Source organism: Cellulomonas sp. P5_E12, assembly GCF_054049315.1.
Map to the genome: position 1 here is coordinate 1 of NZ_JBFUMP010000005.1, position 20,618 is coordinate 20,618.

The 20,618-nt window shown below is 72.1% G+C and carries 24 protein-coding genes, 1 tRNA gene and 1 other RNA gene; 15 read left to right on the forward strand and 11 right to left on the reverse strand.

Annotated features, from left to right (window positions below):
* Positions 1–43: 43 nt before the first annotated feature.
* The 4 genes from ACXJKA_RS05360 to ACXJKA_RS05375 form a co-directional block, all read right to left on the reverse strand.
* Positions 44–292: an acyl carrier protein gene (locus ACXJKA_RS05360; protein ID WP_055913595.1), complete on the reverse strand. Its 249-nt coding sequence runs from the start codon at positions 290–292 to the stop codon at positions 44–46.
* A gap of 88 nt (positions 293–380) precedes the next feature.
* Positions 381–1,385: a beta-ketoacyl-ACP synthase III gene (locus tag ACXJKA_RS05365; protein WP_456824150.1), complete on the reverse strand. Its 1,005-nt coding sequence runs from the start codon at positions 1,383–1,385 to the stop codon at positions 381–383.
* Entirely contained in the window at positions 1,382–2,359 is a 978-nt protein-coding gene (locus tag ACXJKA_RS05370; protein WP_456824151.1) for an ACP S-malonyltransferase, read from the reverse strand. The genes ACXJKA_RS05365 and ACXJKA_RS05370 overlap by 4 nt, the downstream gene beginning before the upstream one ends.
* Before the next feature lie 88 nt (positions 2,360–2,447).
* Entirely contained in the window at positions 2,448–3,746 is a 1,299-nt protein-coding gene (locus tag ACXJKA_RS05375; RefSeq protein ID WP_456824152.1) for a PucR family transcriptional regulator, read from the reverse strand.
* Between the two features lie 134 nt (positions 3,747–3,880).
* Between ACXJKA_RS05375 and ACXJKA_RS05380 the strand changes: the two genes are divergently transcribed.
* Positions 3,881–4,567 carry a hypothetical protein gene (locus tag ACXJKA_RS05380; RefSeq protein WP_456824153.1) on the forward strand — a complete coding sequence of 229 codons (687 nt, stop codon included), beginning with the start codon at positions 3,881–3,883 and terminating at the stop codon, positions 4,565–4,567.
* Between the two features lie 82 nt (positions 4,568–4,649).
* On the opposite strand, the gene aceE is transcribed toward ACXJKA_RS05380, so the two are convergent.
* Positions 4,650–7,394 carry a pyruvate dehydrogenase (acetyl-transferring), homodimeric type gene (aceE, locus tag ACXJKA_RS05385; protein WP_456824154.1) on the reverse strand — a complete coding sequence of 915 codons (2,745 nt, stop codon included), beginning with the start codon at positions 7,392–7,394 and terminating at the stop codon, positions 4,650–4,652.
* A 337-nt stretch (positions 7,395–7,731) separates the two neighbouring features.
* Between aceE and ACXJKA_RS05390 the strand changes: the two genes are divergently transcribed.
* From ACXJKA_RS05390 to ACXJKA_RS05400, 3 genes are all read left to right on the forward strand, one after another.
* On the forward strand, positions 7,732–8,154 hold the full coding sequence (locus tag ACXJKA_RS05390; RefSeq protein ID WP_456824155.1) for a DUF3052 domain-containing protein: 423 nt from the start codon (positions 7,732–7,734) through the stop codon (positions 8,152–8,154).
* 29 nt (positions 8,155–8,183) lie between these two features.
* Entirely contained in the window at positions 8,184–8,651 is a 468-nt protein-coding gene (locus ACXJKA_RS05395; RefSeq protein ID WP_456824156.1) for a peroxiredoxin, read from the forward strand.
* A 60-nt stretch (positions 8,652–8,711) separates the two neighbouring features.
* A tRNA-Val gene (locus ACXJKA_RS05400) sits at positions 8,712–8,785 on the forward strand.
* Here the strand turns inward: ACXJKA_RS05400 and ACXJKA_RS05405 are convergent.
* On the reverse strand, positions 8,745–9,587 hold the full coding sequence (locus ACXJKA_RS05405) for a phosphatase PAP2 family protein (RefSeq protein WP_456824341.1): 843 nt from the start codon (positions 9,585–9,587) through the stop codon (positions 8,745–8,747). The two genes, ACXJKA_RS05400 and ACXJKA_RS05405, sit on opposite strands and share 41 nt — an antisense overlap.
* A 93-nt stretch (positions 9,588–9,680) precedes the next feature.
* Between ACXJKA_RS05405 and ACXJKA_RS05410 the strand changes: the two genes are divergently transcribed.
* From ACXJKA_RS05410 to ACXJKA_RS05425, 4 genes are read left to right on the forward strand one after another with little or no spacing between them, the layout of a single operon-like run.
* Positions 9,681–10,535, forward strand: a complete 855-nt coding sequence (locus tag ACXJKA_RS05410) for an MOSC domain-containing protein (RefSeq protein ID WP_456824157.1) — start codon at positions 9,681–9,683, stop codon at positions 10,533–10,535.
* 22 nt (positions 10,536–10,557) lie between these two features.
* Positions 10,558–11,757: a Nif3-like dinuclear metal center hexameric protein gene (locus ACXJKA_RS05415; protein WP_456824158.1), complete on the forward strand. Its 1,200-nt coding sequence runs from the start codon at positions 10,558–10,560 to the stop codon at positions 11,755–11,757.
* Positions 11,754–12,500, forward strand: a complete 747-nt coding sequence (locus tag ACXJKA_RS05420; RefSeq protein WP_456824159.1) for a zinc ribbon domain-containing protein — start codon at positions 11,754–11,756, stop codon at positions 12,498–12,500. Before ACXJKA_RS05415 ends, ACXJKA_RS05420 begins: the two co-directional genes overlap by 4 nt.
* 41 nt (positions 12,501–12,541) lie before the next feature.
* Positions 12,542–13,315 carry a histidine phosphatase family protein gene (locus tag ACXJKA_RS05425; protein ID WP_456824160.1) on the forward strand — a complete coding sequence of 258 codons (774 nt, stop codon included), beginning with the start codon at positions 12,542–12,544 and terminating at the stop codon, positions 13,313–13,315.
* On the opposite strand, the gene ACXJKA_RS05430 is transcribed toward ACXJKA_RS05425, so the two are convergent.
* A complete protein-coding gene (locus ACXJKA_RS05430; RefSeq protein ID WP_456824161.1) occupies positions 13,312–14,481 on the reverse strand; it encodes an SLC13 family permease in 1,170 nt (389 codons plus the stop codon). The two genes, ACXJKA_RS05425 and ACXJKA_RS05430, sit on opposite strands and share 4 nt — an antisense overlap.
* Positions 14,482–15,261 carry a YaaA family protein gene (locus ACXJKA_RS05435; RefSeq protein ID WP_456824162.1) on the reverse strand — a complete coding sequence of 260 codons (780 nt, stop codon included), beginning with the start codon at positions 15,259–15,261 and terminating at the stop codon, positions 14,482–14,484.
* Between the two features lie 47 nt (positions 15,262–15,308).
* Here ACXJKA_RS05435 and ACXJKA_RS05440 point away from each other — a divergent pair, with 47 nt between their 5' ends.
* Positions 15,309–15,692 carry a tautomerase family protein gene (locus ACXJKA_RS05440; protein WP_456824163.1) on the forward strand — a complete coding sequence of 128 codons (384 nt, stop codon included), beginning with the start codon at positions 15,309–15,311 and terminating at the stop codon, positions 15,690–15,692.
* On the opposite strand, the gene ACXJKA_RS05445 is transcribed toward ACXJKA_RS05440, so the two are convergent.
* Positions 15,674–15,964 (reverse strand): LuxR C-terminal-related transcriptional regulator, encoded by a 291-nt coding sequence (locus ACXJKA_RS05445; RefSeq protein ID WP_456824164.1) that lies wholly within the window; start codon positions 15,962–15,964, stop codon positions 15,674–15,676. The two genes, ACXJKA_RS05440 and ACXJKA_RS05445, sit on opposite strands and share 19 nt — an antisense overlap.
* An 82-nt stretch (positions 15,965–16,046) precedes the next feature.
* On the opposite strand from ACXJKA_RS05445, the gene ACXJKA_RS05450 reads away from it, so the two are divergent.
* Together ACXJKA_RS05450 and rnpB are read left to right on the forward strand one after the other, a co-directional pair.
* Positions 16,047–16,478, forward strand: a complete 432-nt coding sequence (locus tag ACXJKA_RS05450) for a hypothetical protein (protein WP_456824165.1) — start codon at positions 16,047–16,049, stop codon at positions 16,476–16,478.
* Positions 16,479–16,509: 31 nt separating this feature from the next.
* Positions 16,510–16,891, forward strand: an RNA gene (rnpB, locus tag ACXJKA_RS05455) — RNase P RNA component class A.
* A gap of 35 nt (positions 16,892–16,926) precedes the next feature.
* Here the strand turns inward: rnpB and ACXJKA_RS05460 are convergent.
* Positions 16,927–18,033, reverse strand: a complete 1,107-nt coding sequence (locus tag ACXJKA_RS05460; RefSeq protein ID WP_456824166.1) for a tyrosine-type recombinase/integrase — start codon at positions 18,031–18,033, stop codon at positions 16,927–16,929.
* 1 nt (position 18,034) lies between these two features.
* Positions 18,035–18,562, reverse strand: a complete 528-nt coding sequence (locus tag ACXJKA_RS05465) for a helix-turn-helix domain-containing protein (protein ID WP_456824167.1) — start codon at positions 18,560–18,562, stop codon at positions 18,035–18,037.
* Between the two features lie 92 nt (positions 18,563–18,654).
* Here ACXJKA_RS05465 and ACXJKA_RS05470 point away from each other — a divergent pair, with 92 nt between their 5' ends.
* The 4 genes from ACXJKA_RS05470 to ACXJKA_RS05485 all read left to right on the forward strand — a co-directional run bounded on the left by ACXJKA_RS05470 (position 18,655) and on the right by ACXJKA_RS05485 (position 20,593).
* A complete protein-coding gene (locus tag ACXJKA_RS05470; protein WP_456824168.1) occupies positions 18,655–18,879 on the forward strand; it encodes a helix-turn-helix transcriptional regulator in 225 nt (74 codons plus the stop codon).
* 273 nt (positions 18,880–19,152) lie between these two features.
* On the forward strand, positions 19,153–19,872 hold the full coding sequence (locus ACXJKA_RS05475; RefSeq protein ID WP_456824169.1) for a hypothetical protein: 720 nt from the start codon (positions 19,153–19,155) through the stop codon (positions 19,870–19,872).
* Complete coding sequence (locus tag ACXJKA_RS05480; protein WP_456824170.1) at positions 19,869–20,339, forward strand: hypothetical protein; 471 nt, start codon at positions 19,869–19,871, stop codon at positions 20,337–20,339. Before ACXJKA_RS05475 ends, ACXJKA_RS05480 begins: the two co-directional genes overlap by 4 nt.
* The gene (locus ACXJKA_RS05485; protein WP_456824171.1) at positions 20,336–20,593 is read left to right on the forward strand and encodes a hypothetical protein; all 258 of its coding nucleotides are present in this window, start codon (positions 20,336–20,338) and stop codon (positions 20,591–20,593) included. The genes ACXJKA_RS05480 and ACXJKA_RS05485 overlap by 4 nt, the downstream gene beginning before the upstream one ends.
* Positions 20,594–20,618 lie beyond the last annotated feature (25 nt).

The window sequence follows — 20,618 nt, forward strand, 5'->3', positions numbered from 1 at the left end:
GTCCCGGGCGTAGGAGCCCGGGACCGACCCCGGTGGCTCAGGCTCAGGCCTGGGCGCCCGTGATGAACGTGACCGCGTCGCCGACCGTGGCGAGGTTCTTGACCTCGTCGTCGGGGATGCGCACGTCGAACTTCTCCTCGGCGAGCGTGACGATCGTCATCATCGACAGCGAGTCGATGTCGAGGTCGTCGGTGAAGGACTTCTCGGGCAGGACGGAGTCGGTGGGCAGGCCGGTCTCCTCGCTGACGATCTCGGCCAGACCGGCCAGGATCTCCTGCTCGCTGTACGCCATGGGGTGTCTCCTCGTGTCGGGTGGTGCTTCGGGGATGAAGCTGTGGGGTCGGACGAACGGTACAACCGCAGTGGTCGAACCTCGGGGTTCAGGGCAGGACGACGACCTGCGCCGCGTAGACCAGGCCGGCGCCGAAGCCGATCTGCAGAGCCAGCGCGCCGCTGGACACCTGGCCCTCGCGCAGCAGCCGCTCGGCGGCCAACGGGATCGAGGCGGCGGACGTGTTGCCGGTGTCCGCGATGTCGCGGCCGACGACGACCGTGTCCGGGAGCTTCAGCGTCTTGATCATCTGGTCGATGATCCGCATGTTGGCCTGGTGCGGGATGAACGCCTCGATCTCGTCCGCGGTCACCCCGGCGGCGTCCAAGGCCTTCTGCGCGACGGGTGCCATCTGCCAGACCGCCCACTTGTAGACGCTCGGGCCCTCCTGGCGCAGGGTCGGCCAGCCGGCGCCCTCGTCGCGCGTCGCCAGCCACGAGTGCGTCTGCCGGATCGCCTGCGCCTGGCTGCCGTCCGAGCCCCAGATGGTCGGGCCGATGCCGGGCGTGTCGGACGGGCCGATGACGACCGCGCCGGCCCCGTCCCCGAGCAGGAACGAGATCGAGCGGTCGGTCGGGTCGACGAACTCGCTCATCTTCTCCGCGCCGATGACGAGCACGTGCCGGGCGGTACCCGCGCGGACCAGGGCGTCGGCCTGGCCGATGCCGTAGCAGTAGCCGGCGCAGGCGGCCGAGATGTCGAACGCCGCCGCCGGGGTCGCGCCGATGCGGTCCGCGATGATCGCGGCGCCGGCGGGCGTCTGGTGGAAGTAGGTGACGGTCGACAGGATGACCACGTCGATGTCCGCGCCGGTCAGGCCCGCGTTGGCGATCGCCTGCAGCGCCGCCGCCTCGGCGAGGTCGAGCACGTCGGTGCCCGCCTCGGCACGCCGCCGCGTGATGATGCCGGTGCGCTGCCGGATCCACTCGTCCGAGGAGTCGATGGGCCCGACCAGCTCGTCGTTCGGCACCACCCGCTCGCCGCGGACGCCGCCGAGGCCGAGGATGCGGGTGTGCGCCGGCCCGGTGGCCTGCGTGAGGGTGGGACGGGTCACGACGGGTTCTCCTGAGCTGGTGCGGGGGTTCCGGCGTGCCGACGGACGAGATCGCGCGCGGCATCGAGGTCGGCGGGGGTCTTGACAGCCACCGTCTCGACCCCGGGAAGCGTACGCCGGGCCAGCCCGGTGAGCACTCCTCCCGGTGCCACCTCGAGCAGGCCGGTGACACCGAGCTCGAGCAGCGTGGCCTGGCACAGGTCCCAACGGACCGGGTTGGCCACCTGGGCGACGACGAGCTCCAGGGCGCGTGCGCCCGAGGCCGTGACGGTGCCGTCCGAGTTGGTGAGCAGCCGCACCTGTGGCTCGCCGGGCGTCACGTCGTCCGCGGCAGCCCGCAGCTCGGCGACCGCGGGCGCCATGTGCTCGGTGTGGAACGCGCCGGCCACCTGCAGGGGGACCACGCGGGCGCGGCTCGGCGGGGCGGCGGCGAACGCGGCGAGGGCGTCGAGCGTGCCCGCCGCGACGACCTGCCCGCCGCCGTTGACGTTGGCGGGGACCAGGCCGTGGGTCGCGAGCGCCGCCAGGACCTCGTCCGGGTCGCCGCCCAGCACCGCGCACATGCCCGTGGGCGTCACGGCCGCCGCGCGGGCCATCGCCGCACCGCGCACGGTGACCAGGCGCAGGGCCTCGTCGTCCGTGAGCACGCCCGCGATCGCGGCCGCGGCGAGCTCGCCCACGGAGTGCCCGGCGGTGACGCCCGCAACTCTCTGCGCGGCGACCGCGAGGGAGGCGTCGGCGTCGAGGTCGAGGACGGCCCGCAGGCTCGCCAGCGCCGTGGCCACGAGGAGCGGCTGGGCGACGGCGGTGTCCCGGATGGTCTCGGCGTCGGACGTGGTGCCGTGGGCGACCAGGTCGAGGCCGGTCGTGCGGGATGCCCGCGCGATCGACTCGGCGACGGACGGCAGCTCGAGCCACGGGGCGAGCATGCCGGGGGACTGGGCGCCCTGACCGGGGCAGACGACTGCGAGCACCCGACCACTCTGCCTGGCCCTGGACGCCGACCCGGCTCACGGCGTGCACCAACCTTCTCGGGCGCCCTTGTGCGACTCCTACAAGAGGTCAGCGCGCGCTCACGGTCGGCGTGGCCGCGGCGGCGTCCAGCCGGCCGAGGGCCAGCGCGGTCTGCAGGACGTAGGACTCCCGCGCGTCCAGCGGGTCCCACCCGGTCACGTCCGACACCCGGCGCAGGCGGTACCGGACGGTGTTCGGGTGCACGTAGAGCGTCCGGGCCGCGGCCTCGAGGGACCGGCCCGTGCCGAGGTACGCCGACAGCGTCTCCAGCAGGGACCCCGGGCTCGCCGCCAGCGGCGCGTACGCCTGCGCGACGAGCGCCGTGCGCGCGGTCACGTCGCCGATCAGCACTCGCTCGGGCAGCAGCTCGTCGGCCTGCACGGGTCGGGGCGCCTGCTCCCAGGCGGGGGCCGCGAGCAGGCCGGACAAGGCGGCGCGGGCGGAGCGCGCGGAGTCCGTGAGGTCGCCCACCGCGGGCCCGATCACCACGGGCCCCGGCCCGAACCTCGGGAGCAGGGTGGCGGCCGCCGTGCGGAGGTCGCCCTCGCCGCCGAGGAACACGACGAGGCGGTCGCCCTGGATGCCCACCAGGGCGTCGTCGGCCGCGCGGCGCGTGGCCCGACGCAGCTCGGCCGCCCGGACGTCGTCGAGCGCGGACGTCGTCGTCCCCACCATGACCAGCGTCGATCCCCGTCCGCTCCACCCGAGCGCGGCGATGCGCGAGCGCAGCGCGTCGTCGACGTCGCCCCGCACGAGGGCGTCGACGACGAGCGCCTCGAGGCGGGCGTCCCACGCTCCGCGCACCTCGGCGGCGCGGGCGTAGACCTCCGCCGCCGAGAAGGCCACCTCGCGGGAGTAGCGCAGGACGGCCTCGCGGACCTCGCGCTCGTCGCCCGGTGCGGCGAGCCGGTCGCTGTGCGTCTCGACGACGTCGACGACGACCCGCACCAGCTGGAGCGTGTGCTGCAACGAGATCGACCGGGTGAGCTCCGGGGGAGCGGCGGCGAAGATGTCCCCGACGCCGTGCGGCGGCCGGGTCGGTTCCGCGAACCAGGTGACAAACGCCGTGATGCCCGCCTGGGCGACCAGGCCCACCCACGACCGGTCCTCGGCCGGGAGCGCGCGGTACCACTCGAGGTCGTCGTCGAGCCGTCGCATCGCCGCCGCCGACAGCAGCCCGGCGCTGTCGCGCACCCGGCGCTGCGTCTCCGGCCCGCCGCGGGCCTCCAGGACGGGCACCCGTCCGCGCGGCGTCGAGGACCGTCGGGCACGTGCCGCCGTCGTGACGTCCGGTTTCTCGGGGGGCGCGGTGGGGGCGGGGTCTGTCCCCTGGGCGGTGCTGGACATGGGCCGAGCATAGGGTCCAGCCTTGTGGGAAGTCGACAAACGAGGGTGCAGCACGGCCTCGGCGCGGCCGTGCCCGGTGTGTGAGGAATCTCCGGAGCCCGGTGGGCCACGCCCCTAGCGGATAGGGTCACGTCATGGCACTTCTGCCCCGTCTGCGTCAGCTCATGCGGCGGCCGACCTCGGCCTCGCGGGTCGGCTCACGCCGCCCGACGAAGGTCGCGCGCCGCGGAGACACCCTGCACGAGGACGCCCTGCGCTCCATGCTCAGCGACGACCCGAACAACGAGCGCGCGTTCGTCGCGCTGGCGGAGATCGTCCGGCGGCGCGCCGCGGAGTCGAGCACGGACGTCGACCCGCTCGCCGGGCCGACGGACGAGGGCGAGAGCCAGCGCGCTGCGGACCTTGCCGTCTGGGCCCTGGGTGAGGAGCTCGCCGGCAACCCGCGGGCCTGGTACCCCCTCATCGAGGTCGCGCGCCTGTCGGTGCACGACGACCACGAGGGGACCGTGCGCCGCCTGACCACGGCCGCGGAGCGCGACCCCTCCGGCAGGGCGCTCGTCGCGGCCCTGGCCGTCCTGCGCGAGGCCGAGCTGCCGGTCGATGCCCTGGGCCTCGGCGTGGGCCACTGGCGTCCGCGGGAGCACGACCCCGAGGTCGCCCGCCAGCTGGTCCTCGCGTCCATCGAGGCGGGCCGCCCGCTGGAGGCCAAGCAGCACATCGCCGCCCTCGACCTCTACCCGGACCAGAAGGCCGTCGCGGAGCTGAAGGCCGAGCTCGCCCGCGACGTCGCGCACGCCCAGCAGACCATGCCCGGCACCTGACAGGTCGGGACACCACAAGGACAGCGCGAAGGCCCGGGCTCTGGAGAGCCCGGGCCTTCGGCGTGCTGGTCGTGTCAGCCGGTCAGCTGTCGCCGCCGGTGTTGCCGGACGTGCCGGCGGTGACGTCGTACAGCCGGTAGCGCTCGATCGCCTGGCCCGGGGCCTCGGGGCCGACGGCGCCCGAGCGGGCGAGCTGCTGGAGCACGCGGACCACCGTCGAGGGGCCGTCGATCTTGAAGTGCCGACGAGCCGCCGCCCGGGTGTCCGAGAAGCCGAAGCCGTCGGCGCCCAGCGTCGCGTAGGTGCCGGGGATCCACGCCCGCACCTGGTCGGCGACGAGGTGGTCGAAGTCCGTCGTCGCGACGAACGGACCCTCGGCGCCCTGCAGCTTCTGCGTGAGGTACGGGACGCGCTCCTCCTCGCCGGGGTGCAGGTACGCCTGCTGGTCGGCGGCGAGGCCGTCGCGACGCAGCTCGTTCCAGCTGGTCACCGACCACACGGCCGCCTGGACGCCCCAGTCGTCGGCCAGGAGCTTCTTGGCCTCGAGCGCCCACGGCACCGCGACGCCGGACGCCAGGATCTGGGCGCGCGGCCCGTCACCCTCGGCGGGGGCGATCAGGTGGATGCCCCGCAGGATGCCCTCGACGTCGACGCCCTCGGGCTCCACGGGCTGCTGCATCGGCTCGTTGTAGACGGTGAGGTAGTAGATGACGTCCCGGTCACGGTCGTGACCCTGGCCGTACATCCGCTCGATGCCGTCCTTGACGATGTGCCGGATCTCGTACCCGTATGCCGGGTCGTAGTGCACGACGTGGGACATGGTGCCGGCCAGCAGCGGCGAGTGGCCGTCGGCGTGCTGCAGACCCTCACCCGTCAGGGTGGTGCGGCCGGCGGTGGCGCCGATGAGGAACCCGCGGGCCATCTGGTCACCGGCGGCCCAGAACTGGTCACCGGTCCGCTGGAACCCGAACATCGAGTAGTAGAAGTAGAACGGGATGAGCGGCTCGCCGTGCGTCGCGTAGGACGTGCCGACGGCCTGGAACGCCGAGGCGGAGCCGGCCTCGTTGATGCCCGTGTGCATGATCTGGCCGGACTCGGACTCCTTGTAGGAGAGCATGAGCTCGCGGTCCACGGCCATGTAGTTCTGGCCGTTCGTGTTGAAGATCTTGGCGCTCGGGAAGATCGAGTCCAAGCCGAACGTGCGGGCCTCGTCGGGGATGATCGGCACCAGTCGGTGGCCGAACTCCTTGTCCCGCACCAGGTCCTTGAACAGGCGCACGAGCGCCATCGTCGTGGCGACCTCCTGGTGCCCCGAACCCTTGGCCAGGCCCTCGTAGACCTTGTCCGCGGGCAGCACGAGGGGCTTGTGCGTCGTGCGGCGCTCCGGCACGAACCCGCCCAGCTGACGGCGACGCTCGAGCAGGTACTGGATGCCCTCGTCGTCGGCTCCCGGGTGGAAGTACGGCGGGACGTACGGGTTCTCGTCGATCTGCTCGTCCGTGATCGGGATGTGCAGCGAGTCGCGCAGCGTCTTGAGGTCGTCGGACTTGAGCTTCTTCATCTGGTGCGTGGCGTTGCGGCCGGCGAACCCGGACCCCAGGCCGTAGCCCTTGATGGTGTGCGCCAGGATGACCGTCGGCTGACCGGTGTGCTCGCGGGCGGCCTTGTAGGCGGCGTAGATCTTGCGGTAGTCGTGCCCGCCGCGCTTCAGCGCCCAGATCTCGTCGTCGGACATCTTCTCGACGAGCTGCTTGGTCCTCGGGTCGCGGCCGAAGAAGTGCTCGCGGATGAACGCGCCGCTCTCGGCGCGGTACGTCTGGAAGTCGCCGTCGGGCGTCGTGTTCATCAGGTTGACGAGCGCGCGGTCCTTGTCGGCGTTGAGCAGGGCGTCCCACTCGCGGCCCCAGATCACCTTGATGACGTTCCAGCCGGCGCCGCGGAACTGCGCCTCGAGCTCCTGGATGATCTTGCCGTTGCCGCGGACCGGGCCGTCGAGCCGCTGCAGGTTGCAGTTGACGACGAAGGTGAGGTTGTCCAGGCCCTGCTGGCCGGCCAGCTGGAGCATGCCGCGGGACTCGGGCTCGTCCATCTCGCCGTCGCCCAGGAACGCCCAGACGTCCTGCTGGCTGGTGTCCTTGATGCCGCGCAGGTGCAGGTACCGGTTGGTCCACGCCTGGTAGATGGCGGACGCAGGGCCGAGGCCCATCGAGACCGTGGGGAACTCCCAGAGGTCCGGTGCGAGGCGCGGGTGCGGGTAGGACGGCAGGCCGCCGCCCGGGTGGGACAGCTCCTGGCGGAACCCGTCCAGCTGGTGGGCCGACAGCCGACCCTCGAGGAAGGCGCGAGCGTAGACGCCGGGGGAGGCGTGACCCTGGAAGTAGACCTGGTCACCGCCGCCCGGGTGGTCCTTGCCGCGGAAGAAGTGGTTGAGGCCCACCTCGGTGAGCGTCGCGACCGACGCGTACGAGGAGATGTGCCCTCCGACGCCGATCCCGGGGCGCTGCGCCCGCGTGACCATCACCGCGGCGTTCCAGCGGATCCACGAGCGGTAGCGACGCTCGAGCGCCTCGTCGCCCGGGAAGTAGGGCTCGTCGTGCACCGCGATGGTGTTGACGTAGGGGGTGGTGAGCGAGGCCGGGATGGCCACGTTCCGCTGTCGCGCGTGCCGCAGCATGCTCAGCAGCACATAGCGCGCGCGCGGGCCGCCCTTCTCGTCGATGAGTCCGTCGAGGGACTCCACCCACTCGCCGGTCTCGTCCGGATCGATGTCCGGCACCTGGCTGAGCAGGCCGCCGATGAGCGGTCCCGTCTCGTCGATCGAAGCCACCAGCGCTCCTTGCTTCTCGTCCGCGCGCACGAGCCCGGTCGGCGTCGGCGGCGCATCTGGCCCGGCCCGTGCTGGGCACGCCTGGGTGGGCGGCTCGACGGGTGCGGGTAGTCGACACCCATTCTCGGTCCGCGAGGGCCCGAAAGTCACACCGAGTACCAAGAACGTCCACGTGACGTCCACGACAGTGCCGGTGCTGAGCTGCGTCGCGAGCCTGTCGACACCTTCGTCCGTGCAGGTCTTGCGTGCGCCCGGCCGGGTGCGGTGGGCTAGCGTGTGCGGCAATGAGCAGGTGTCCCGTCACCGGGACACCGAGAACGAAGGGAGCGGTCCGGACGTGTCATCCACCGCGGACGAAGGCGCGTCGCAGGTGGCCGCCCGCCTGGGCTTCACCTCGGGCCAGGTGGTCCAGGAGTTCGGTTACGACGACGACGTCGACGACGAGCTGCGCACCAGCCTCGAGGCAGTGACCGGCGCCGAGCTGGTCGACGAGGAGTACGACGACGTCACGGACGGAGCCGTCATCTGGTTCCGCGACGGCGACGGCGACCTCACGGACGCGCTCGTGGACGCGATGACCGTGCTGGACGACGGCGGGCCGATCTGGGTCCTCACGCCCAAGGCCGGCCGCTCCGGACATGTCTCGCACAGCGACATCGAGGAGGCCGCGACCACCTCGGGGTTGCACGCGATGAGCACCTTCTCGATCGCCACCGACTGGTCCGCCACCCGCCTGGGAGCCCGCGGACGCGGTCGCTGACCACGTCGCGGACGGTTACAGTCCGCGACATGGCTGACACCCCCCTGCTCGGCGCCCCGGCGCCCGACTTCTCCCTGCCCGACACGCACGGCACCCCGGTCACGCTCAGCGGGCTGCGCGGCGGACCCGTCGTGATCGTGTTCGTGCCGTTCGCGTTCTCGGGGACGTGCACCGGTGAGCTGTGCGAGCTGCGCGACAACATCAGCGAGTTCGAGGCGGCCGGCGTGCACGTGCTCGTCGTGTCCTGCGACCCCGGGCACTCGCTGCGCGCGTGGGCGGCGCAGGAGGGCTTCGGGTTCGACCTGCTGTCCGACTTCTGGCCGCACGGCGAGGTGGCTCGCGCCTACGGCGTGTTCGACGAGGCCAAGGGGTTCGCCGTGCGCGGCAGCTTCCTGGTGGACGCCGACGGAGTGCTGCGCTGGAGCCTGGTCAACCCTCCGGGGCGCGCCCGCGACTTCGCCGCCTACCGCCAGGCGATCGAGGACCTCGCCGCCTGACCGGCACCGCCCGGTAGGCTGTGCGCCCGTCGAGATGCCCGCCCCGGCGGGTGTTCGTCGGGGCCTGTAGCTCAGCTGGTCAGAGCGCCGCGCTTACACCGCGGAGGTCGCCGGTTCGAAACCGGCCGGGCCCACCGTGCCGTCTGAGCCCACCGCGGCTCGCGGCGTCGGCACACGCTCCTCGTGCTCGCGCGGCTCTCCCGACCGGTCGGTGGGGAGAGCCGCGCGGCGCAGGAGCCACACGGCCGGCACGGCGACCGCGACCCATCCGACGACGACGTCGAGGATCCAGTGGTTGCCCGTGAGCACGACGACGGCGGCGGTGCCCAGGGCGTAGCACGCGCCGATCCAGCGCATCGCGGGCCGGCGTGCCGCGACGAACAGGGCGAGCCCGACCCACAGCGACCACCCGGCGTGCATCGACGGGAACGCCGCCAGCTCGTTCGTCGGCACGGAGCCTTTCCCGCCCGCGCCTGGCCACCAGCCGACGTCGGCCGTGTGCTGGAGGATGTCGACGTACCCGGGCAGCAGTCTCGGTGGCGCCGTCGGGAGGGCGAGGTAGCAGACGAGCGCGACGCCGGTGGCGATGACGAGGGCCCTGCGCAGCGGACGGTAGGCGTCGGGGTGGCGTAGGTACAGCCAGAGGAGCACCGACCCCGTCACCACGAGGTGCAGCGACGCGTACCAGAACGACGCGACGACCTCGACGCCACGGACGCCGGCCGCCCAGTGGTCGAGCGACTGCTCGATGTTCATGTGCAGCGTCCGCTCGAGACCCAGGATCTTCAGCGCCGACCCGTTCGCGGCGTCGACGTCGGTGCCGGCCGTGGCGCGAACGACCGTGTAGCCGATCCACAGCAGCACGAGCAGCGCCAGCTCGCGCAGCCCGCGTGCCCCGCGACCGATGAACCGTTGCACCCGGACCAAGCCCTTCATCCCTCGTGACCGATGCCCCGAGCATCCAATTCTCGCACGCAGGCAGTGGCGTTCGTGCGCCGTTCACCTGGAGGGCGTTGTTATGGTCCGCCCATGCCCTACGTGTCCGCCCTCACCGTCTACCCGGTGAAGTCTCTCGCGGGGAGTCCTCTGGACGCCATGACTATCGACAAGTCGGGCCCGCGGGGGGACCGTCGGTGGATGCTCGTCGACCGGTCGGGCGAGACGATCACGGCGCGCAAGCACCCGGGCATGCTCGGCGCTCGGGCCACGCCGGTGGACGGCGGCGTCCGGCTGACCGCCCGCGACCGGGAGCCGCTCTGGGTCGCCGAGCCCGAGGGACCTGCCGACGTCGCGGTGCGGATGAGCAGGCTGGAGACGGCCACCCGCGCGGGCGACGAGGCCGACGCGTGGTGCTCGGACCTGGTCGGTCGCGCCGCTCGGCTGCTCTGGCTCGACGACCCGGCCCGGCGCGGCATGGCGGAGAAGCACGGCGGCACCCTGGACGACCCGATGTCGCTGAACGACAGCGGGCCGCTGCACGTGACCACGACGGCCTCGCTCGCGCGGCTCGACGCCTGGGCGGCCGAGATCCACGACGAGCGGGTGGACCGGGCGCTGTCCCGCGGCGAGCCCGCCCCCGAGGCCCGGCAGGCGCTCGACATGCGGCGGTTCCGGCCCAACCTTGTGGTCGACGGGGATCTCGAGGCCTTCGCGGAGGACCGGTGGTCGACGCTGGCCGTCGGCGACGTGGAGCTGCGGTTCGCCGACCTGTGCGGGCGCTGCGTCATGACGACGATCGACCCCGACACCCAGGTCAAGGGCCGCGAGCCGCTGGTGGCACTCGCCCGGCACCGGCGGTGGGACGGCGAGCTGTGGTTCGGCGTGCAGATGGTCCCCGTGCGCACGGGCCGGATCGCGGTCGGTGACCCGGTCGAGGTGCGATGAGCCGCCCGGTAGCGTGCTGGGCGTGAGCGCGCCCCGCCTGGCCGACGTCGTGCACCTCCTCGAGCGTCGCTACCCGCCGTCCACCGCCGAGTCGTGGGACGCGGTGGGTCTGGTGACCGGGGACCCGGACCAGCCCGTGCGCCGGGTGCTGTTCGCGGTCGACCCGGTCGCCGCGGTGGTCGACGAGGCCGTCGCGTGGGAGGCCGACCTCGTCGTGACCCACCACCCGCTCTTCCTGCGGCCGGTCCACTCGATCGCCGCCACCACCTTCAAGGGCGCGCTGCTGCACCGGCTGGTCCGCTCCGGCGTCGGCCTCTTCACCGCGCACACCAACGCCGACGCCGCGACGGGCGGCGTCGCGGACGCGCTGGCCGACGCGCTCGGGCTCGTCGGCACCGTGCCCCTGGACGCGGCACCCGCCGAGCCGCTGGACAAGCACGTGGTGTTCGTCCCCGTCGGGGACGCCGAGCGCCTGGTCGATGCCCTCGCCGCGGCCGGTGCCGGCGCGCTCGGGGAGTACACGCGGTGCGCGTGGACGTCGACCGGCGAGGGGACGTTCACCCCGTCCCAGGCGGCGACGCCCACGATCGGGTCCGCCGGCGAGGCGTCCCGCGTGGTCGAGGCGCGCGTCGAGATGGTGGCGCCGCGCCGGTTGCGGGCGGCGGTCGTGGCCGCCCTGCGAGCCGCCCACCCGTACGAGGAGCCGGCGTTCGACGTGCTCGAGGTGGCATCGTGGCCGGGGAGCACGGGCATCGGCCGCGTGGGTGCGCTCCGGGAACCGACGACGCTCGCCGCGTTCGCCGCCGACGTCGCTCGTGCGCTGCCCGCGACCGCCCAGGGGGTCCGGTTCGCTGGCGACCCCGACGGGCGCGTCGAGCGGGTCGCCGTGGTCGGCGGCTCGGGCGACTCGCTCTTCGACGCCGTCCGGGCGTCCGGGGTCGACGCCTACGTGACCGCCGACCTGCGCCACCACCCGGCCTCGGAGCTGCGCGAGCGCGCCGACTTCGAGGGCGTCTCGACGCCGTACCTCGTGGACGTCGCGCACTTCGCCTCGGAGTGGCCCTGGCTCGCCCACGCCGCCCGGGCGCTCGAGCGGGATGTCACGGCTGCGGGGACTACGGTGGTCACGCGCGTCAGCACGCTGCGCACCGACCCGTGGACGGGTCGCGTCGCGAGCCCTGAGCCTGCCGCACCACACGCCTCGACCGAAGGACACCCGTGACGACTGCACCCGCAGCGGACCAGCGCCGACTGCTCGACGTCCAGGAGCTCGACACCCGCCTGGACCAGATCGCCCACAAGAAGCGCACGCTGCCGGAGCTGGCGCGGCTGATCGAGCTGGACTCGCAGGTCACCGACCTGCACACGGCGCTCGTGACGTCCCAGACGGCGGTGAGCGACCTGCGGCGCGAGCTGACCAAGGCCGAGGCCGACGTCGAGCAGGTGCGGGTACGCGCCGCGCGCGACCAGTCGCGGCTCGACTCCGGGCACGGCAGCCCGAAGGACCTGCAGGCGCTGCAGAGCGAGCTCGGCACCCTCGGGCGTCGCCAGGCGGAGCTCGAGGAGATCGAGCTGGACGTCATGGAGCGGCTCGAGGCCCACGAGACGGCGCTCGCCGAGGTGACCACCGCGCACGAGTCGCTCGCCGACAAGCGCGCCGCGGTCGAGTCCGAGCGCGACGCGGCGTACGCGACGCTCGACGCGGACGCCGAGGTCGTGCGCGCCGAGCGCGCGAAGGCCGTCGACGGCCTCGACGCCGGGCTCGTCGCGCTCTACGAGAAGCTGCGTGCCCAGCTGGGCGGCAAGGGTGCAGGAGCCCTGCGCGGTCGGCGGTGCGAGAGCTGCCGGCTCGAGCTCAACCCGCTCGACGTCGAGGCCATCGTCAAAGCACCCGCGGACCAGGTGGCCCGCTGCGAGGAGTGCGGGCGGATCCTCGTCCGGCTCCCCGAGCCCGCCAAGGGCTGACGGGGGTCGCGCACGGGGCGCGGGAGCGCCAGACTGCGATCGTGAGCGACGACGCCGAACCGTTGACCGACTCGACCGCCCACCCCACAGGGCCCCCGACGACCTCGCGGGCGCCACGTCCGTCCGGTGCGGGTGTCCGCTTCGACGAGGAGCAGCCGGTCACGGTCGTCCTCGTCCGGCACGGCCAGACGACCATGACCGTCGCGCGCGGCTACTCGGGCTCCGGCGAGCCGGGGCCGCCGCTCGACAACACTGGGCTGCGGCAGGCGCGCGACGCCGCCGACCTGGTGGACCGCATCGGCCGCGACCTGTGGGGCGACATCCCGTACCCGAGCGAGGTCGTCGCCTCCCCGATGGTGCGCACGCAGCAGACCAGCGCGATCATCGCGGAGACGCTGGGCCTGCCCGTCCGGACCGACGCCACCTTCCAGGAGGCGAACTTCGGCGAGTGGCAGGGGCTGACGTCCGAGCAGATCGAGGAGCGCTGGCCCGGGCAGCTGGAGCCGTGGCACACGAAGGCCGACGTGCGACCGCCCGGGGGTGAGTCGATCGAGGACGTCGGGCGCCGGCTGCAGCGCGGGCTCGAGGCCCTGCTGGCGGAGGGCGTCGACCGCACGGTTGTCGTCGTGAGCCACGCGGTCTCGATCCGCGCGGCGCTCGGCGTCACCATGGGCGCGCAGCCGTCGTCGTGGAGCCAGCTGCGCGTCGCGCCGGCCTCGGTGAGCATCGTGCGGCTGTTCGCGGACCGCCGCGACGAGATCGCCGTGGTCGGGGTGCCGAGCGAGGGCTGGGCGACGACCGACCGACGGTCCTAGGAGGTCGCGACGAGCGCCGCGGTGGCGGCCACCACCGCGAGCGGCGCGAGCAGCAGACCCTGCCGCACGATCGTCCCGGCGGGCACGTCGAGCAGCACCGTGCGGCAGCGTTGCCACCACAGGACCGTCGCCAGCGAGCCCCAGGGCGTGATCAGCGGCCCGACGCCCGTGCCGATGAGCAGCGCAGCCACCCGCAACGGGTCCGCGGCCACGGCCGGCTCGAGCGCCAGGTAGGCGGGCAGGTTGTTGATCGCGTTCGACGCGAGCGCGCCGACCGCGGCCACCCTGAGCAGGTCGCCCGCAGTGCTCCCGGTCCCGGCCGCGTGGGCGAGCACCGTCCCCAGGCCGTGCGCGTGGGCGGTCTCGACGACGACGAAGAGCCCGAGGACGACGAGCAGGGTCCGCCACGGCACGAGGTCGCGCGCGGCCACCGGCAGCCTCTGGTGCCGCAGGAGCGTGGCCGCAAGGAGCGCGACCGCGACGGCGACCGCGGTCGGTGCCGTCGGGGCGCCGAGGACGAAGGCGACCGCGAGCACGCCGACGGCGACGGCGCAGACGGCGAGCAGCACGCGGTCGCGGACCGCGCGCGGCGGGTGCACGTCGTAGCCGCCGTGCAACGACCGTCGGTCCCGGACGGCGAGCACGGCCACGGTCACGACGACCGCCGCGAGCGCCGGCGCCCACATCAGCCCGAGGTAGCCGACACCCGCCGCGCGCAGGGTGTGGTCGGCGAGCAGGTTGGTGAGGTTGGAGACGGGGAGCACGAGTGAGGCGGTGTTGGCGAGCGCGAGGACCGCCAGCGCGAACGGCAACGGGGGAGTGTGGGTGCGCCGGGCGAGCGCGATGACGACCGGGGTGAGGAGCACCGCGGTGGTGTCGAGCGACAGGACGGCCGTGCTCACGACGGCCAGCAGCACGACGAGGCCCCACAGCGCCCACCGGTGCCCGCCCGCCACGCGCGACGCGAGGCCCGCGGCGGCGTCGAACAGCCCGGCCCCCGCGCACATCTCGGCGACGACGGTCAGCCCGGCGACGAACACGAGCACGGGCAGCGTCCGCTCCGCCAGCGCGCGGGCGTCGTCGGCGGGCAGTGCACCCGTGACTACGGCGAGCGCACTCACGGCCACGGCGACGAACCACCACGGCACGTGCCGTCGGCGGCTCACTCAGGCCACGACGAGCGAGAGCGTCCGGGCTCCGCGGGCGGGCGGACCCAGCTCGGCGGCCATCAGCTCGGAGCCGACGAGCTCCTGCGCCACCCGCGCGAGCGACGCGGCGTCGTGCGGTGCCCGGCCGCGGCGGGTCAGCAGGTGCCGCGTGAGGACGCCGCGGGTGTGCTTGGCATTGTGCGAGACGACGGACCGCTGCCCGTCGAGCTCCCGCAGCACCCGGACGGCCACCCAGTCGGCCGAGGCCGGCGGGTGCCAGGCGGCGAGGTACGTGGCCGAGCGGCAGTCGACCACGAGCTCGCCCTCGGCCCGGTCGGTGAGCTCGACCCCGAGGGGTCCGCGCCACGCTCCCGCCAGCGGGCCGATGCCGGGCAGATCGGTGCCCATGGACAGCCGGTACGCGGGGATCTGGTCGTCCGGCGCGACGAGGCCCCACAGGCCCGACACGATCCGCACGCTGTCCGTGGCCCGCGCACGCGCGGTCGGTGTGAGGCGGTCGAGCCCCGCCGCCGCATACAGGACACCCGAGTAGACCTTCTTCGCGGGAGCCGTCGGGGCGGTGCGCAGGTCGGTGTTGCGGGCGACCTCGTGGGCGAGGCTGGCCCCGACACCGAGGACGCGCATGGCGTCCGTCGTCGCGCTGACCTGGATCAACGCGTCCAGCACCTTCTCCCGCACCGGCGTGAGACCGGGCGCGCCGAGTCCGTCGAGGTCGAGCTGGGGGCCGCGGGCGCGCGGCGGCGTCTTGCCCTCGGAGGGCGGCAGGAGCACGAGCACGCCTGAACTGTAGGCTCCGCGCGACGCCCCAGCGCGAGGAGGACCACATGGCGCACGTCAAGATCTACGGCCGCCGCGACGTCTGGCAGGACCGCCGCGGGTCGGTGTCGGACGCGATCCATCGCGTGATCGTCGGCACCTGGGGACTGCCCCCGGACAAGAGGTTCCACCGCTTCCTGCTGCTCGACGGCGACGACCTGGTGGCTCCGCGCGGCAAGGACTACCTGGTGGTCGAGATCCTCTGCTTCACCGGCCGGAGCCGCGAGGCACGCCGGGCGCTCATCGCTGCGTTCTACGACGACGTCGCGCCCACCCTCGGTCTGTCCGCGGACGACCTCGAGGTGATCATCATCGAGAGCCCGCCGGAGAACTGGGGGATCCGGGGAGTCTCCGGCGACGAGCTGTCGCTGACCTACCGCGTCGACGTCTGAACGGCAGGGTGCGGCACCTCCGTCAGTCGCCGATGCCTCTGCCCGATCTCGGGCATGCCCAGGTCGGCGGGCACGAGCCCGAGGCGCCGCCCGTGCGTGAGCGCCGACTCGCGATCGGCGACCCCGAGCTTGAGGTAGATGGAGCGGACCTGCGACTTCACCGTGTTCCGGGTGACGAACAGCGATCCGGCGATCTCGCCGAGCGTGAGGGGCAGGGCCAGGTGGGCGAGGATGACGCGCTCGCGCTTGGTCAGTCCGTGTGTGGTGTCCATACCCGTGGTTCGGGGCCAGAGGCGACGCGGATGGGTGAACTTCCCAGGTGCTTTCGGCCCGAGGCGGGCCTAGCCTCCAGAGATGAGCGGACTCGTCGTCCATCGTCGCCCGGCCCTCGCCATTCTCGCCCTTGCTGCCACGCTCTCGTGGTCGCTCGCGGGCTGCAGCTCCGCGGACGACGGTGGGAGCGGCTCGAGATCGACGAGCGGCCTCGGCGAGTTCTCCTTCAGCACCGCTGACGGCAAGCTCTCGGTCTCCGGCACGGCGTCGACCTGCGAGAACCCCGACAAGGCAACGCTGAACGTGACGTTCGAGGGCGACGGCGCCACGGTGACCGTGGCCGTGAAGGGCGGCAAGGGCAGCATCGTCGTCACGGGCGATGACGGCTTCCAGGGCACGATCTCGAACGTGCAGGTCGCCGACACCGGCGACGTGGACGCCTCCGGCACCGGGGCGACGGCGGACGACACCGAGACCGACACCCGGTTCACGTTGACGGGCCGGTGCCCGTGACCTCGCGCGCCGACTAGGCTGACGGCGCGGATGAGTCAGTCAGGCGGCCGCGTCGAGCCCTCGGGCTCGCCGAGGAACGTCCGGGCTCCGCAGAGCAGGGTGGTGGGTAACGCCCACCCGGGGTGACCCGCGGGACAGTGCCACAGAGAACAGACCGCCCGACCGGTCCGCCGGTCGGGTAAGGGTGAAACGGTGGTGTAAGAGACCACCAGCGTGCCGGGCGACCGGTGCGGCTAGGTAAACCCCACCCGGAGCAAGGTCAGACAGGGAGCGTTCGAGGGCTGCTCGCCCGAGCTCCCGGGTAGGCCGCTGGAGGCGTGCGGCAACGTACGTCGTAGAGGGATGGCCGCCACTCGCGCAGCGCGGGCAACCGCGCGCGAGGACAGAACCCGGCGTATCGACTGACTCATCCGCATTTATCGCTCTGACCTGCAGGAACGGTGCTGCGCTACCGCGCTAGTCCGTGTGTAGTCCGTGAGTCGTTTCGTCCCATCGCTGCGTCGACGGCCTCACGAGTCCGGTCGTCAGAATCCGGCCACAGGTGCGAGTACGTGTCGAGAGTCTCGACAGCCGACGCGTGGCCGAGCCGTGCCTGCACTGTCTTGACGGACTCTCCGTGACGGATCAGCAGCGACGCGTAGTAGTGACGAAGCGAGTGGAAAGACTCGCCGTGGACGTTGCTCGCGGCTGCAGCGTCCTGCCAGACGCTCCACATGCTTGTGCGCCGGATCGGTGCGCCGATCGCGTTCGTGAAGACGAGCCCATCCCTGCTCGACGGTGGGAACTCCGCCAGGTGATGGGCGAGTTCGTCGACGACGATCTGAGGGAGCGGGACGGTCCGATACGACGCGTCCGTCTTGGGCGGCCCGAAGTACGGCGGCTGACCAGCGATCTGCACGAGCTGCCGGTCGACGACGACGTGACGACGAAGGAAGTCGATGTGGCTCACTGACAGCCCGAGCACCTCGCCGAGCCGAAGGCCGGTCCCCGCCGACAAGATGACTGCCGCGCGGTACTTCGGCAGCATCGCGTCCGCGAGCGCGAAGACCTGTTCGGTCGTCATCGGTACGACCTTCGCCTTGCGCGGCTTCGGGACTGACAAGTCCGAGCATGGCGAGACGACGATGCGACGATCGGCGACGGCGGCCTTGAAGATCGCCGAGACGTGCTTGTAGATCGTTGACACCGTCGACGGTGCGAGCGTGAGCGACATGCGCTTGACGAGCGCCTTGAGGTCGCTCGGCATGATGGTCGAGATTCGTCTGCTCCCGAGCACGGGATAAACGTGCCTATCGAGCGACCGGCGCACCTGATCTGCTGTCGACGGGCGGTGTGCTTGCACAGAACGCCAGTGCTCGGCGTAGTCCTTGAATGTGATCCGCCCGGCGCTTGGGTCAACGAACGTCCCGGTCACGACGCTCGCTGTGTGCTCGTCGATCCAGCGCTGCGCGTCGATCTTGCGATCGAAGTGCTTCGCGATCTCGCGCCCGGTGCGCGGGTCGTTGACTCGCGCGCGGTACTTGCCGTCTGGGCGCTTCGCGCTGATGTTCGCCATCTCAGATGTCCTCGCTGTCGTGAACGGGTTCGGTCGGCTTGACGAATATCGCGTCCAGGATTTGCTTCCCCTCGATCTCTGGATCGGCATCGAAGCCCAAGATCACGCCTGCTTCGGTCGCGAACCTTTCGATCAGGCTCTTAAGCCGCCGCTCGCGGTCGTACTCAGCACCGGCGAACGCGAGCCACACGTCTGGTTCAGCGAGCCACCGAGGACCGCCTGCGCGTGCTGCAGCGAGCCCAGCGTCGGCGAGCAAGATCGATGCAGTCGGAGACGAAGCCTCAGGGTCTGCAGCGCCGAGCACATGCGTCAGCACAGCGAGTTCGTCGACTGTGATGTCGATGCGCCGGCCCATCTCGATCGAAGCGATCACGTCGCGCGTCATGTGCCCATAGCCCGCTGCTTTGCACGCCTCGGCTAGTTCGCGGGCGCTCCATTCACGAGCCTCGCGCATCTGCTTGAACCGGCGCGCGAGCTGCGCAGCGAGCGGTCGAGCGGGGGGACGCTTCGGCGCAGGCGACTGTGTCATATCTACACAGTAGCGGCCTGTAGACGCACGCGGCAAGGCGTGACACGGTGAGATGTGTCGAGATCACGCAGTTTCGCCGAGAGGTCACAACGATGATCCCCAGAGCAGATGACCCGCTCATCACGAGCGACGACGTCGCCTCGCAGTTCCACGTCGCGCGCGGCACTGTCCTGAACTGGTCCTACGGGGGCCTGCTGCCTGAGCCGGTCAAGGTGGGTCGTCGTCTGCTCTGGCGTCAGAGCGCGATCGACGCGTGGGCCGCCGAGCGCTCAGACGCGCAGCCCGCTGCCAAGCGTTCACGCGTCGTGCGTACGTGACAGAGCCGGGGCGCCCGACGTGGCACCCCGGCTCGTTGTCTACGACGACCAGGACGAAGACGGGACCCAGGATGACACTCGCTGACGATGCCGGACAGGTCCAGTCGAGCAGCAGCGAGCCACCAGCGACGTCACAGCAGCATCTGCGGGTCGCTGCATGACTCGGCACCCGGTCCGGCAACTGTCGCGCTGGCAACTAGCGACGGGCGCGCGGATCGTCGCCGTCGACAAGCACGGGACGATCGTCCTGCGAGGGCCGGGGCGGTGGCTGTGATGGGTGCGACCAACGTGCGGTTCGCGCTCCTGCAGTTCGGTCACCTGCAGGCCGAGCACCCGTGGCCGATGCTCGTGCTCGTCGCGCTGGCGAACATCACTCTCGACGACGACAGCGACGGTCGACCGGCTCGAACGTTCTGGGGTGGGTTCGGCTACCTGGCCGAATGCATGGACGGACGGCTGCCAGCCGAACCTGATCAGGACGACGACAGCGACGCGGCGACCGACGCACGTCGGGTGCGTGCGAACAGGTTCCGAGCGATCCGGCGCGCGTATCCGGTGTTGCTCGAAGCAGGCGCGCTGACCCGAGCGCGCAAGCCCGCACCCGGGCGACCGACGCAGTACCGGCTCAATCTGTCGGCCTTCGACGCAGCCGACGCGGGACGCTCAGCGACCCACGAACGTGGGACGCCCAGCGACCATGACGCGGGACGCTCAGCGACCATGACGCGGGACGCTCAGCGACCGCATAGGAAGAAGAAGGAGAAGAAGGAACAGGAGACAGGACAACATCCAGCCCGTCTGTCGTCTCACCAGAGCGCTGCGCACAACGACGTGCACGACGACGAAGCGACTCAAAGACGAGCACAGCTCGACCGCCACGGCGCTGCAGGGCTCGCTGCTGTCGAGAGCATCCGCACTGAGCACCCCGAACTATCTGTCGACGGCGTCGTCGTCTCGGCGCTCGCCCGGCTCAACGGAAGGCAGCCCAGATGACGACCACGACCGATCCGCACCGCTGCGGCGTCGCTACTCGATCCGGGCGGCCCTGCCGGAACGTCACGAGCGGCGATCCCTGCGTCGTGCACGACCCCGAGCATTGGTGCGGCGCAGACAACGGACACGGCGGCACTTGTCGACGCGTCGTCGAGCCTGGGCGACGATGCGACAGTCACGACCAGTACGCGATCGCGCAGCGACGAGCCCAGGCAGAACGCGTTCGCGAGTACGCCGAACAGGAGCGCGCTGCACGCGCTGCTGCAGCACGCGCACGACGCGTCGAGGTCGACTCGCTCGTCGCTGCACTGGCCGGCTGCAGCGAGTGCCTGACAGCAGCGCTGCGCGCGGTGATCGTCGTCGACGTCGGCTCGTTCGATGACGAGCGCACGACGACGCCCATGTCGGTCGCCTGGACGTCCGTCGTCGAGCACCTGCGGCTCGGTCACGCGCTGGTGACCCAATGACACCCGACGCTGCTGCTGGGCTCGCCGATCTGATCGGGCGCAGCATCATCGGCTGCACCTGCGAGCGATTCACCGTCATCACGCGCCGCGACGTCGACGGCGACCCGATCGCTGCGACAGTCGTGCACGTCAGCCCGACCTGCCCGGCGCTGCTGAACATGCAACTCGACTACGGCGTCGGCGGCGATCTGCCAGACGACTCGTCGCACTTGCACGGGCCTGACGACGGCGACAACCTCCCACGGGACGCGTGACAGCGCGCCGACCGCATGCCCACCG

Coding starts and splice junctions, on each gene's coding strand:
- ACXJKA_RS05360 (WP_055913595.1), bottom strand. CDS start 292: ATGGCGTACAGCGAGCAGGAGATCCTGGCCGGTCTGGCCGAGATCGTC.
- ACXJKA_RS05375 (WP_456824152.1), bottom strand. CDS start 3,746: ATGTCCAGCACCGCCCAGGGGACAGACCCCGCCCCCACCGCGCCCCCC.
- ACXJKA_RS05380 (WP_456824153.1), top strand. CDS start 3,881: ATGGCACTTCTGCCCCGTCTGCGTCAGCTCATGCGGCGGCCGACCTCG.
- ACXJKA_RS05395 (WP_456824156.1), top strand. CDS start 8,184: ATGGCTGACACCCCCCTGCTCGGCGCCCCGGCGCCCGACTTCTCCCTG.
- ACXJKA_RS05405 (WP_456824341.1), bottom strand. CDS start 9,587: ATGAAGGGCTTGGTCCGGGTGCAACGGTTCATCGGTCGCGGGGCACGC.
- ACXJKA_RS05410 (WP_456824157.1), top strand. CDS start 9,681: ATGCCCTACGTGTCCGCCCTCACCGTCTACCCGGTGAAGTCTCTCGCG.
- ACXJKA_RS05440 (WP_456824163.1), top strand. CDS start 15,309: ATGGCGCACGTCAAGATCTACGGCCGCCGCGACGTCTGGCAGGACCGC.
- ACXJKA_RS05445 (WP_456824164.1), bottom strand. CDS start 15,964: ATGGACACCACACACGGACTGACCAAGCGCGAGCGCGTCATCCTCGCC.
- ACXJKA_RS05450 (WP_456824165.1), top strand. CDS start 16,047: ATGAGCGGACTCGTCGTCCATCGTCGCCCGGCCCTCGCCATTCTCGCC.
- ACXJKA_RS05460 (WP_456824166.1), bottom strand. CDS start 18,033: ATGGCGAACATCAGCGCGAAGCGCCCAGACGGCAAGTACCGCGCGCGA.
- ACXJKA_RS05465 (WP_456824167.1), bottom strand. CDS start 18,562: ATGACACAGTCGCCTGCGCCGAAGCGTCCCCCCGCTCGACCGCTCGCT.
- ACXJKA_RS05470 (WP_456824168.1), top strand. CDS start 18,655: ATGATCCCCAGAGCAGATGACCCGCTCATCACGAGCGACGACGTCGCC.
- ACXJKA_RS05475 (WP_456824169.1), top strand. CDS start 19,153: ATGGGTGCGACCAACGTGCGGTTCGCGCTCCTGCAGTTCGGTCACCTG.
- ACXJKA_RS05480 (WP_456824170.1), top strand. CDS start 19,869: ATGACGACCACGACCGATCCGCACCGCTGCGGCGTCGCTACTCGATCC.
- ACXJKA_RS05485 (WP_456824171.1), top strand. CDS start 20,336: ATGACACCCGACGCTGCTGCTGGGCTCGCCGATCTGATCGGGCGCAGC.